The organism is Micromonospora deserti, assembly GCF_003236335.1.
In the GTDB taxonomy this organism is placed as follows: Bacteria; Actinomycetota; Actinomycetes; order Mycobacteriales; family Micromonosporaceae; genus Micromonospora; species Micromonospora deserti.
Genome location: NZ_POUB01000190.1, coordinates 1 through 11,930, shown reverse-complemented (window position 1 = coordinate 11,930; position 11,930 = coordinate 1). Strand labels below are relative to the sequence as shown.

The following is an 11,930-nucleotide window of genomic DNA, read 5'->3' as shown; positions in this document are numbered from 1 at the left end:
GTCGGGGTGGCGAGGGCGACCCGGATGCCGTTGCCGTGCAGCAGGTCCAGCACCTGGTCCAGCCAGTCGAAGGTGTACCGGCCGGGCTCGGGTTCGAGCCGCGACCAGGCGAACACGCCGACGGTGACCAGGTTGACCCGGGCGCGGCGCATGAGCGCCACGTCCTCCCGCCACACCTCCGGCCGCCACTGCTCCGGGTTGTAGTCGCCGCCGTAGCGGAGCCGGCCGTCAGCCCACATCGCCCACCACCAATTTGTTGGGGAGGCGTCCAAAGTATGGAGAACGTTTTCGCTTGTCAACGCCCATTCGTGAGAGATCCAGTGACCATCGTCGTTGACAGTTAGTTGGGATGCCAAAGAAACTGGCGGGACCGTCGGAACCACCTGGAGGAGATCCCCATGCCGTACCGACCGCCGTTGGTCCCGTACGAGACGTTCGTGGCCGACCCGCCCGACCTGCCGGTGCCCGCCCCCGGCGAGGACGGGGCCACCGTCGTCGGCCGGGCCGAGGTCGTCACGACCGACCCGCACGGGGTGACGTTCAAGGCCGCCATGTCCGACGGCGCGACGATGGTGGTGCGCGTCGAGGCCGCCGGCGACGGGGTGATCCGGGTACGCCTGGCCGAGGACCCGCAGGCCCGCAGCCGATCGGCCCGGGCCCTGCCCCTGGTCCACCCCGGCAGCCACCCCGCGGTGGTCACCGTCGACGACGTTTACGTCCACGTCGACGCCGGCGCGGTGGTCGCGCAGATCCGGCTGGACCCGTGGCACCTGCGGTTCGTCGGCCCGGACGGGCGGCTGCTGCTCGCCCAGGACCCGGGCACCCGGGACATCAGCGGCCGCCGGCGCAGCCTGCCGTTCGGCCGCTCCACCGTCGACGGCGTGGGTGTCGCCTGGCACGAGAGCTTCGTCGCCCCCGGCGACGAGCGCTTCGTCGGCTTCGGGGAGAAGTTCACCCCGCTGGACAAGCGGGGGCAGCGGGCGTTGATGTGGAATTTCGACGCCTTCGGCGGCGAGTCTGACCGCTCCCACAAGACCGTGCCGTTCTACCTGTCCGACCGTGGCTACGGCGTGCTGGTCGACAGCGGGTTGCCGGTGCAGTTCGACGTCTGCCAGTCCACCCACAGCAGCGTGCAGATCCTGGTGCCCGACGACCTCATCGACTACTACGTGCTGGCCGGTCCGACGCCGACCGAGGTGCTCGACCGGTTCGACCGACTCACCAGCCGCCCGTACCTGCCGCCGAAGTGGGCGTTCGGCGCCTGGGTCTCGTCGGGATTCTTCCCCGACTCGCAGGAGCGGGTGCTCGAGCGGGCCCGCCAGATCCGCGAGCGGGGCATCCCCTGCGACGTGCTGCACCTGGACTGCTACTGGCAGGTCGCCGGCTGCTGGTCGGACCTGCGCTGGGACGCCACGGCGTTCCCCGACCCGGCGAGCATGCTGCGGACGCTGGCCGACCAGGGATTCCGGGTCTGCCTCTGGATGAACCCCTACCTGATGACCGACAGCCCGCTCTACGCCGCGGCGGCCGAGGCCGGCCACTTCCTGCGCCGCCCCGACGGCACGACGTACGTCGCCGACGTCTGGCACGGTAGCCACCCGCCGAGCGCCATCGTGGACTTCACCAACCCGGCCGCCGTCGAGTGGTTCACCGGGCTGCTGCGCCCCCTGCTGGAGCAGGGGGTGGCGGTGTTCAAGACCGACTTCGCCGAGGGCGTGCCCGCCGACGCCGTCGCGCACAACGGGATGACCGGCGTCGAGCTGCACAACGTGTACGCGCTGCTGTTCAACGACGTCGTCGCCGGGGTGACGCAGGAGGTGGCCGGCCACCGCACCGTGTGGGCCCGCTCGTCGTACCTGGGTGGCCAGCGACACAGCGCGCAGTGGAGCGGCGACGTCAACGCCACCTGGCCGGGGCTGGCCAGCACGCTGCGCGGCGGGCTGTCGCACGGGCTGTCCGGCGTGCCGTTCTGGAGCCACGACACGGGCGGCTTCAACGGCACCCCGGCCCCGGATCTCTACGTCCGCTGGACCCAGTTCGGGGCCCTGTCACCGCTGGTCCGCCTGCACGGCACCACCAGCCGGCTGCCGTGGGACTTTCCCGCCGAGACCGAGCGGGACGCGGTGGCCGCGCTGCGGCTGCGCTACCGGCTGATGCCGTACCTCTGGTCGGCGGCGGTCTCGTCGGCCCGCACCGGGGCACCGATGATGCGCGCGCTGCTGGTCGACACCCCGGACGACCCGACCGCCTGGACGACGGACCTGCAGTACCGCCTCGGCACCGACCTGCTGGTCGCCCCGGTCGCCGACCCCTCCGGGCGGCGGGACGTCTACCTGCCGGCCGGGGACGACTGGGTCGACGTTGCCACCGGCGAGCGGCACCCCGGCGGGCGGCATCTGCGGGTCACCACGCCGCTGGACCGGCTGCCGCTTTACGTCCGCCACGGCGCGCTCGTCCCGGTCGTCGCGCCGGGCGACACGGTCGGCGACGGGCCGTTCCGCGACGTCACCCTCGTCAGCTGGGGCGGAGTCGACGCCCAGACGGTGGTGCACGACGTCGACGGCGACACGGTCGTGCGGGCGGTACGCGACGGCGACGCCCTGCGGGTGGAGACCGACGGCCCGCTGCGGGTGGCGCACGTCAGCGTCGCCGGCGCGGACGCCCCGGCCCGGCTGCTGCTCAACGGCGAACCGATGACCCCCGCGCCCTTCGAGCGGTGGTTCCCCGACCGCGCCTGACGGTGGTCGGCGCCCGGCCCGACCGGGCCGGGCGCCGACCACTCAGCCCTTCACCGCGCCGGTGATCACACCCTTGGTGAAGTGCCGCTGTACGAACGGGTAGACGATCACCGCCGGGACGACGGTCACCACCACCACCGCCATCTTGACCGCCAGCGTCGGCGGGTACGCGGTGACGCCGGGCAGGCTGACCGCGGCGCCGGAGACGTTCGGTGACTGCCCGGCCAGGATGTAGCTCTGCAACACCCGCTGGATCGGGAACTTGTCGTTGTCGTCGATGTAGAGCACCGCGTTGAAGTAGGCGTTCCAGTAGCCGACGGCGTAGAAGAGGCCCACCACGGCCACCACCGCCTTCGACAGCGGCAGCATGATGCGCACCAGGATGTGGAACTCCCCCGCGCCGTCGATGCGGGCGCTGTCGAGCAGCTCACCGGGGACGTTCATGAAGAATGCCCGGATCACCACCAGGTTGAACACGCTGATCGCGCTCGGCAGGATCAGCGACCAGATGCTGTCCTTGAGCCCGAGGCCGGTGACCACCAGGTAGCTGGGCACCAGCCCCGGGAAGATCAGGAAGGTCAGCAGGAAGAAGAAGAGCAGCCCCCGGTGCCCCACCGACCCCGGCCGGGACAGCCCGTACGCGGCCAGCACGGTGAGCACGAGGCTCACCGTCGTGCCCAGCACGGTGACCAGGGTGCTGATCCACACCGCCTGGGTGATCTGCCCGCCGCTGAAGATGGTGATGTACGCCGACGGGTCGATCTCGCGGGGCACCATCACCATCCCGCCGGCCGCGTCGATCGTCTTCCGCGAGGCGAGGCTGGTCACCAGCACCGCCCACAGCGGCACGAGCACGGCCGCGACGAGCGCCGTGAGCACGGCGCCCTTGGCCAGGGTGCCCGGCACCGAGGGCGGCTCCTCCCAGGCGGGGCGCCGTGACCGCCGCCGCACCGGTGGCGGGTGCGCCCCCGACCGCGCCGGCGCCGGCCCGGCGCCACTGAGTTGTGCGGTCATGACTTCGAGTACACCCCCTGCTCGCCGAGTCGGTGTGCCACGTGGTTGGCGGCGAGGATGAGGACCAGCCCGACGGCGGCCTTGAACAGCCCGGCGGCGGCGCCGAGCCCCCACTGCTGGGTGCTGATCGCCTGGTAGTAGACGAACGTGTCGAGCACCTCCGCGGCCTCCCGCCCGACCGCTTCCCGTTGCAGGATGAACTGCTCGAAGCCGACCGAGAGCGCGTCGCCCAGCCGCATGATGAGCAGCAGCACGATCACCGGGCGCAGTCCCGGCAGGGTGATGTGCCACAGCCGCCGCCACCGGTTGGCCCCGTCGGCGGCCGCCGCCTCGTAGAGGTTCTGGTCGATGGCGGCGAGCGCGGCCAGGAAGACGATGGCCCCCCAGCCGATGTCCTTCCACACCGCCTCGGCGGTGACCAGCACGATGAAGGTGTCCGGGTTCGTCATGATGTCCCAGGGCTGCAGGCCGGCCTGACGCATCTCCTGGGCCAGCAGTCCGGCCCCGCCGAGCATCTGCACGAAGAACGTGACCACCAGCACCCAACTGAAGAAGTGCGGCAGGTAGACCACGCTCTGCACGAAGCCCCGGACCCGCCCGGAGACCAGGCTGTTGAGCAGGATCGCCAGCATGATCGGCAGCGGGAAGAAGAAGACCAGCTGGAACGCGGTGATGGTCAGGGTGTTGCGGACCGCGTCCCAGAACAGCGGGTCGCGGAACAGCGCCTCGAAGTTGCCGAAGCCGATCCATTCGCTGTAGAGGAACGCCTCGATGGGGTCGTCGCCGACGAAGGGGTTGTAGTCCTGGAAGGCGATCACGTTGCCCAGGGTCGGTAGGTAGTGGAAGACCAGCAGCAGTGCCGCTGCGGGCGCGGTCATCGCCAGCAGCGGCCAGTCCCGGCGCAGCCGGTCCCGCAGGCTGTGCCGGGGCCGCCGGTCGACCGGTGGACGGCCGGCGGGCGGACGCTGGTCGGCCGCCGCCGGTGCGCTGGACGCACCGGCGGCGCCCCGGCCGCTCATCGGCCGTTGTCGGCGAGCGCCTTCTCGTGGAACGCGCGCCCCTCCTCGCCGCCGGAGGCGAAGAACTCCTTCTTGACCTGCTCCAGGTCGCTGACCGGTCGGCGGCCCCGGAGGATGTCCCGGATCTTGTCCTCGGTGGGCTGGATGATCTTCGACCAGTTGGCCGGCAACTCCAGCTTGATTCCGGCGAAGAGGTCCTTCTCCATCAGCCCGATGTTCTTCTGGTAGTAGCCCAGGTAGTCCGCCACGTAGTCGGGGGTGTCGCCGCTCTTCACCTTCACCGGGACCCGGCCGCCGATGTGGGTGTACTGCGCCCCCATCTCCTTGCGGCCCAGCTCGGTGGGGACGGGGCTGCCGTCGGCCGCCCGGGTGAAGTGCTGGCCCTCCACGCCGTACTCGCGCAGCTCGAACTCGCGGCTGCCGAACGGGGCGGCGCACCAGTTGAGCACCCGCAGCAGCTCGTCGACGCGCTCGACGCCGAGTCCCTTCTTGACGAAGGTGTAGAAGACCGGCTTCTCGCTGCCCCAGATGACCGCCGGCGCGCCGTTCACACCGAAGATCGGCAGCGGCTGCATGTTGAAGCTTGGTAGCTCCTTGACCCGCTCGCCCTGCATGCCCTGCCAGGCGCCGAGCCCGTCCTGGAACATCAGGATCTTGCCGGACTTGAACAGTTGCTTCTCGTCGGCGCCCTTGCTGGCCACGGTGTCGGGGTGCACCAGCCCTTCGGCGAAGAGCTTCGCGGTGAACTCCAGCGCGGCCAGGAAGGCGGGGTTCTCGAACTTGTGCTCCAGGCCCCCGTCGGGCTTCTTGCGCCAGTGCTGCTGGCAGCCGAAGAACTGCTGGACCATGTCGAAGACGCTGCCGAAGGCCCACACCCCCTTGGCCGGGTCGGTCGCCTTGCGGCCGAACTCGTGCAACTCCTCCGGTGAGGTCGGGGTCGACAGGCCGGCGCTGTCGAGCAGGTCCTTGCGGTGGAACAGGGCCAAGGCGAACGGCCCGTCGGTGGGGAACGGCACGGCGTAGAGCCGCCCACCCCACACCGAGTACTCCCAGGCGCCGGTGGGCAGCGCGGCCAGGTACGGGTACTTGGCGGCCGCGTCGCCCTTGAGGTGGTCGGTGAGGTCCTCGAAGAGCGCCTTGACCGCGTCGGAGAACCGGGCGACCTTGTCGACCTCCCAGTTGGGCACGCAGAGCAGGTCCGGCACGTCGCGGGCGCCCAACATGGCGTTGAGCTTGTCGGCGTAGGTGACTCCGTCCTGCAGGCTCGGGTTCACCTCGACGCCGAGCTTGGCGTTGACCGCCGCCAGGTAGGAGTTGCGGCCCAGCGTCGGCGGGGCGGGTCCCCACCAGGGGCTCATGGTGTTGATCGGGGGACCGCCCCGGCCGGGTTGCTCGGTGATGGCGTCGGCGAGCTGCCGGGGGTAGCTGAGGTAGCCGTCCGGGATCGGCCCCTCTCCCGGAATGTCCGGCTTAAGCAGCTCGGCGGGCTTGTAGGTGGGTAGCACGGCGCGGATCGCGTCGGCCTGGGTGGCGGTGCCCTTGCTGCCGGCTTCCTTGCTGCAACCGGCCAGGGTGGCGCCGCCGATCGTCGCGGCGGTGCCGAGGCCGAGCAGGCGCAGCAGGGTCCGGCGGTCGGTGGATGCGCCTGGCAGGGACGGCGTCACGGCGCACTCCCTTCGTCATCGGTAGCGGGTTGCGGAGCAGCAGCGCCCGGCTAGGATTAGTTGGGTTTCTAGCCGAACAAACTAATCGACGGTGATCCGTCCCACAAGACAGGGACGCGGCCGGTCGGGACCGACCCGCCCGCCCCGGTACGCGATGATGAACGCGCGGCACCACCGGATCGCGCACCGTCGGGGCAGGAAGCGGGCAGATCGTGATCAGCATCCACCACCAACCGCAGCCGACCGACCTCGGCGACGTCCGGGTGGCCAACCGGGCCTTGGTGCTGCGGCACGTCCGCCAGCACGCGCCCTGCTCCCGGGCCGACATCGCCGCGCACACCGGCCTCAACAAGGCCACCGTCTCCAGCCTGGTCACCGAGCTGATCGAGCGGCGGCTGCTGCGCGAGACCGGGCTGACCGAGAACCGGGTGGGCCGCCCGGCCACCATGCTCGTCCTCGACGGGGAGCCGTACGCCGCGCTGGGCCTGCAGATCGGCGTCGACGAGCTGGTGGTGGTCGCCGTCGACCTGGGCGGGAGCCGGCTACTCACCTGGCGACGGGCCTTCGCCGCGCCCTCGGCCTCCCCCGGCGAGACGATCCGCGCGCTGGCCACCCTGGCCCGCCGGGCGATCGGACGGGTCACCGGCCAGGGCCGCACCGTGCTGGGGCTCACCGTCGGCGTGCCCGGGCTGGTCGACCCGGCCGGCGCCGTGCCGCTGGCCACCGCCCTGGGCTGGCAGGACGTCACCCTCGCCGCCGAACTGCGCGCCGCGCTTCGCGACCCGGGCTTCACCGTCGGCGTCGACACCGACGCCAACCTCGCCGTCCTGGCCGAACACCGCCACGGGGCGTACGCCGGGACAGCCGACCTGGTCCACCTGACCGGTGGCGCCGCGGTCGGCGCCGGGGTGGTCACCGGGGGCCGGTTGCTGCGCGGCGCCCGGGGCTTCGCCGGCGAGTTCGGGCACGTGACGCTCGACCCGGCCGGCCCCGCCTGCGCCTGCGGCGGGCGTGGCTGCCTGTCGGCGCTGATCGGGCTGCCCGCGGTGGTCCGCCGGCTCCTGCCCGACTCCGAACAGGACGGACCCGTCACCGACTTCCTGCCGGAACTCGACCGGATCCAGGCTCTGGCCCGCCAGGACGACCCGGGCGTACGGACCGGACTGGCCGAGGTCGGCCGCCACCTCGGACACGGGGTCTCCCTCCTGGCCAACCTGCTCAACCCCGAGGCGGTGGTGGTGGGCGGCCACCTCGCGGCCCTGGGTTCCTGGGTGCTGCCGGCGGCCCGGGCGGAACTCGCCGCCCGGACCCTCGCCCCGCAGGCCGGCGGGTGCCGGTTGGACGCCTCCACGCTCGGATCGACGGCGACCGCGCTCGGTGGCGCGACCGCCGCCCTCGCCACCGTCGAGGCGGGTCGACTCCCGACGCGATGACGACCGGCGCGTCCGGCCCTTGACCGGATCGGCGCGGGGGTGCCAACCTCGAAACGCCGCTCCACCGTCCGGGCACCCCGGGGCGGCTTGTTTTTCCGCAGTCGTCGAAGCGCTTCACCGCGTCCGGGCCGACGACCGCCACCACCGCGATGCCGCTCGTCACGACGGTCGTCGAAGCGCTTCGACGCGCCGTCGGGCACCCGGCGAGCCCACGGAAGGCGACCGACCATGACCGACCGCACCGCCCCGTCCCCGGAAGTCCTCGTCGACGACCTGATGGACCGGCTCACCCTGCCGGAGAAGATCGGGCTGCTGCACCAGTGGCAGGCACCCGTGCCCCGGCTCGGCCTGCCCCCGTTCCGCACCGGCACCGAGGCGCTGCACGGGGTGGCGTGGCTGGGCTTGGCCACCGTCTTCCCGCAGGCGATCGGGCTCGCCAGCAGCTGGAACCCCGAGCTGGTGCGGGCCGTCGGCGCCGCCGTCGGCGACGAGGTCCGCGCCAAGCACCACGCCGACCCCGACCGGGTCGGCCTCAACGTCTGGGCCCCGGTGGTCAACCCGCTGCGCGACCCCCGCTGGGGACGCAACGAGGAAGGCTGGTCCGAGGACCCCTGGCTGACCGGGCGGCTCGCCACCGCGTACGCCGAGGGCCTGCGCGGCGACCACCCCGACCGGCTGCGCACCGCGCCGACGGTCAAGCACTTCCTGGGCTACAACAACGAGACCGACCGGGCCACCACCTCCAGTGACCTGTCCCCCCGGGTGCTGCACGAGTACGAGCTGCCCGCCTTCCGCGCCCCGGTCGCCGCCGGCGCGGCCGTCGCCGTGATGGCCTCCTACAACCTGGTCAACGGAGTACCGGCGCACCTGAGCCCGCTCATCGCGCAGGAGCTGCGCCGATGGGCGCCCGGCGAGCTGCTGGTCGTCGGGGACGCCGGCGCGGTGACCAACATCGCCGGGGTCCAGGCGCACCTGCCCGACCACGTCAGCGGCTTCGCCGCGGCCCTGCGCGCCGGGATCGACAGCTTCACCGAGGACGACACCGACAGCGCCCCGACCGTCCGGCGGCTGACCGAGGCCCTGGACCGGGGCCTGGTCACCGTGTCCGACGTGGACCGCGCAGTCCGGCGGATCCTCACCGTCCGGGCCCGGCTCGGCGATCTGGACCCGCCGCACGAGGACCCCTGGGCCGAGGTCACGCCGGACGTCGTCGACCGCCCCGCGCACCGGGACCTGGCCCGGGAGGCCACCCGCCAGTCGATCGTGCTGCTGCGCAACGACGGGCTGCTCCCGCTCACCCCCGACCCGCGGCTGCGGGTGGCCGTGCTCGGCCCGCTGGCCGACACCGTCCACGAGGACTGGTACAGCGGCACCCTGCCCTACGCGGTCACCGCGTACGAGGGCCTGGCCCGGCGGCTGAGCACGGTGACCACCCACCCGGGGGCGGACCGGATCGTCCTGCGCGTCGGCGACCGGTACGTCAGCTGCCCGGACACACCCGACGGCGGCCCGCTGACCGTCGGCGCCGACGCCACCGCGTTCGACGTCTTCGACTGGGGACGCGACGTGGTCGCGCTGCGCGCCGTGGCCAACGACCGGCACGTGGGGGCCGACGAGACCGGGGGGCTCGCCAACGACCGCCCGGGACCGGGTGGCTGGGTGGTCCGGGAGACCTTCCGGTTCCACCCTGGCCCCGACGGCGCGGTGCTGCTGCACCACCTCGCCTCCGACCGGTACGTCGCCGTCGACGCGGACGGACGGCTGCGTGCGGACGCGCCGACCGCGCAGGCGGCGACCGGGTTCACCGTCGACCTGGTCGCCGACGGGGCCGCCGAGGCCGCCGCCCTGGCCGCCGCCGCCGACGTGGCGGTGGTGACACTCGGCAACCACCCGATGGTCAACGGACGCGAGACCGAGGACCGGGTCGACCTGGCGCTGCCGGCCGGGCAGGAGGCGCTGCTGCGGGCGGTGCACGCGGCCAACCCGCGCACCGTGCTGGTGGTGACCAGCAGCTACCCGTACGCGATCGGCTGGGCCGAGCAGCGGCTGCCGGCGGTGCTCTGGTCGGCGCACGGCGGCCAGGAGCACGGGGCCGCGCTGAGCGACGTGCTCCTGGGCGACGCCGAGCCCGGTGGCCGGCTCACCCAGACCTGGTACACCGACGCCGCGGAGCTGCCCGACCTGCTCGACTACGACGTGATCGGGTCCGACGCGACGTACCTGTACTACCGGGGCGACCCGCTGTACCCGTTCGGGCATGGGCTCAGCTACACCCGCTTCGACTACGCTGATCTCCGGATGAGCGCGGTGGCCGTGACCACCGGCGAGGAGGTCGAGGTGAGCGTCGAGGTCACCAACACCGGCACCCGCCCCGGCGAGGAGGTCGTGCAGCTCTACACCCGGCAACGGCGCTCCGCCGTCAAGCAGCCCCTGCGCCAGCTGCGCGACTTCGCCCGGATCACCCTGGCACCCGGGCAGCGGCGGATGGTCCGGCTGCGGCTGCGCACCGCCGAGCTGGGTTGGTGGGACGAGACCCGGGGCCGGCACGTGGTGGAGGACGCCGCGCACACCGTCCTGGTGGGGCGTTCCGCGCGGGACATCCGGCTGGTCGGCACCCTCACCGCGCACGGCGGGTCGGCCGCGCCCGGTGGACGGACGGCGGTGCCGGCCGCGGGAGAACGGCGGTGACCGTGCCGCGCCGGCGCCCGGCGCCCGATCAGCCCACCATCGCCGACGTGGCCCGGCACGCCGGGGTCGCGGTCAGCACCGTGTCGTACGTCCTCAGCGGCAAGCGCGCGATCTCCGAGGTCACCCGCAACCGGGTGCTGGCCAGCATCCGGTTGCTCGGCTACCACCCGAACGCCGGCGCGCGGGCCCTGGCCAGCCGGCGGGCCAACGTCATCGCGCTGGTCCTGCCCCTGCGAGCGGGGATGCAGGTGCCCGTGGTGATGCAGTTCGCCATGGCCGTGGTGACCACCGCGCGCCGGTTCGACCACGACGTCCTGCTGGTCACCTCCGACGAGGGACCGGCCGGCCTGCGTCGCGTCGCCGCCAGCGCCCTGGTCGACGGCGTCCTGGTGATGGACGTGGAGCTGGACGACCCACGGGTGCCCCTGCTGCGGGAGCTGACCCGGCCCAGCGTGCTGATCGGCCTGCCCGCCGACGCCACCGGTCTGACCTGTGTGGACCTCGACTTCCACCGGGCCGGCCGGGCCTGCGTCGAGCACCTGGCCGAGCTCGGGCACCGGCGGATCGCCCTGCTCGGCGCCCCCGCGGCGGTCTACGACCGGGGCACCGGCTTCGCGCACCGCACTCGGGCCGGCGTCGTCGAGGCCGCCACCTGGCACAACGTCGAGCCGGTGACCCTGCCCTGCGAGGAGGGCGCGGCGGCCGTCCGCCGGACCCTGGCCGACCTGCTGGACCGCCACCCGGACCTGTCGGGGCTGGTCGTGCAGAACGAGGCCGCGGTCGACCCGGTGCTGGCCACGCTGCCCGCCCTGGGCCGGCGGGTGCCGCAGGACGTGTCGGTGGTCGCCGTCTGCCCGGACCAGTTCGCCGAACAGGCCAGCCCGATGCTCACGTCGGTGCCGGTCCCCGCCGAGGAGATCGGGACGCAGGCCGTCTCGCTGCTGATGCGCAAACTGCGCGACGAGTCGGTGCCGGAGGTCACGCTGCTCGAACCCCGGCTGACGGTGCGCGACAGCACCGCCGCGCCCACCCGGGCGGCGGGGTCGCGGCGGTGACGGCGTGATGCCCGCGTCCGTCCACCGCGTCGGGGACACCACCCCCGCCACCCGCTGGGAGGACGCCCTCCTGTCCGGCAACGACGAGTACGGGATCATGGTGTACGGCCGGCCGCACGCGGAACGCGTCATCGGCGGTCCCGCCCGGGGTGCTCCGGCCGTTCCCGGCCGTCCTACCCGGCCTGGCCGCCGGGGTCCTACCCGGGGTGACCTGCCGGGGCCGGGTCGCCGGTGGAGGTGACGTTCGCCCGGCCGGACGGCGGGGTCGCCTGACCGCGCGGCCGGCGCGGCCAGGCGGCGGCCGGGGCCGCAGTAGACT

Annotated in this window: 8 protein-coding genes; 4 read left to right on the top strand and 4 right to left on the bottom strand. The window is 73.1% G+C overall.

Translation table 11 applies throughout. The features are described 5' to 3' along the window. Nucleotides 1–239 (bottom strand): beta-galactosidase (locus C1I99_RS22600; protein ID WP_199562351.1); only part of this gene is annotated, 239 nt, incomplete at its 3' end. A 159-nt stretch (nucleotides 240–398) separates the two neighbouring features. Between C1I99_RS22600 and C1I99_RS22595 the strand changes: the two genes are divergently transcribed. After that, the gene (locus tag C1I99_RS22595) at nucleotides 399–2,738 is read left to right on the top strand and encodes a TIM-barrel domain-containing protein (protein WP_111136220.1); all 2,340 of its coding nucleotides are present in this window, start codon (nucleotides 399–401) and stop codon (nucleotides 2,736–2,738) included. A 42-nt stretch (nucleotides 2,739–2,780) separates the two neighbouring features. Here the strand turns inward: C1I99_RS22595 and C1I99_RS22590 are convergent, their stop codons facing one another. The 3 genes from C1I99_RS22590 to C1I99_RS22580 all read right to left on the bottom strand — a co-directional run bounded on the left by C1I99_RS22590 (nucleotide 2,781) and on the right by C1I99_RS22580 (nucleotide 6,435). Then, nucleotides 2,781–3,644 carry a carbohydrate ABC transporter permease gene (locus tag C1I99_RS22590; RefSeq protein WP_233512654.1) on the bottom strand — a complete coding sequence of 288 codons (864 nt, stop codon included), beginning with the start codon at nucleotides 3,642–3,644 and terminating at the stop codon, nucleotides 2,781–2,783. A 104-nt stretch (nucleotides 3,645–3,748) separates the two neighbouring features. After that, nucleotides 3,749–4,771 carry an ABC transporter permease gene (locus C1I99_RS22585; protein WP_111136218.1) on the bottom strand — a complete coding sequence of 341 codons (1,023 nt, stop codon included), beginning with the start codon at nucleotides 4,769–4,771 and terminating at the stop codon, nucleotides 3,749–3,751. Then, nucleotides 4,768–6,435, bottom strand: coding sequence for an extracellular solute-binding protein (locus C1I99_RS22580; RefSeq protein WP_111136217.1), 1,668 nt, complete (start codon nucleotides 6,433–6,435; stop codon nucleotides 4,768–4,770). Before C1I99_RS22580 ends, C1I99_RS22585 begins: the two co-directional genes overlap by 4 nt. 212 nt (nucleotides 6,436–6,647) lie before the next feature. Here C1I99_RS22580 and C1I99_RS22575 point away from each other — a divergent pair, with 212 nt between their 5' ends. From C1I99_RS22575 to C1I99_RS22565, 3 genes are all read left to right on the top strand, one after another. After that, nucleotides 6,648–7,868: an ROK family transcriptional regulator gene (locus C1I99_RS22575; protein WP_111136216.1), complete on the top strand. Its 1,221-nt coding sequence runs from the start codon at nucleotides 6,648–6,650 to the stop codon at nucleotides 7,866–7,868. 228 nt (nucleotides 7,869–8,096) lie between these two features. Further along, complete coding sequence (locus C1I99_RS22570) at nucleotides 8,097–10,556, top strand: beta-glucosidase family protein (RefSeq protein ID WP_111136215.1); 2,460 nt, start codon at nucleotides 8,097–8,099, stop codon at nucleotides 10,554–10,556. Then, complete coding sequence (locus C1I99_RS22565) at nucleotides 10,553–11,611, top strand: LacI family DNA-binding transcriptional regulator (protein WP_233512653.1); 1,059 nt, start codon at nucleotides 10,553–10,555, stop codon at nucleotides 11,609–11,611. The genes C1I99_RS22570 and C1I99_RS22565 overlap by 4 nt, the downstream gene beginning before the upstream one ends. Nucleotides 11,612–11,930 lie beyond the last annotated feature (319 nt).

Bases quoted from the DNA above. Each gene is read 5' to 3' on its own strand.
- C1I99_RS22595 (WP_111136220.1), top strand. From the start codon at position 399: ATGCCGTACCGACCGCCGTTGGTCCCGTACGAGACGTTCGTGGCCGAC.
- C1I99_RS22570 (WP_111136215.1), top strand. From the start codon at position 8,097: ATGACCGACCGCACCGCCCCGTCCCCGGAAGTCCTCGTCGACGACCTG.
- C1I99_RS22585 (WP_111136218.1), bottom strand. From the start codon at position 4,771: ATGAGCGGCCGGGGCGCCGCCGGTGCGTCCAGCGCACCGGCGGCGGCC.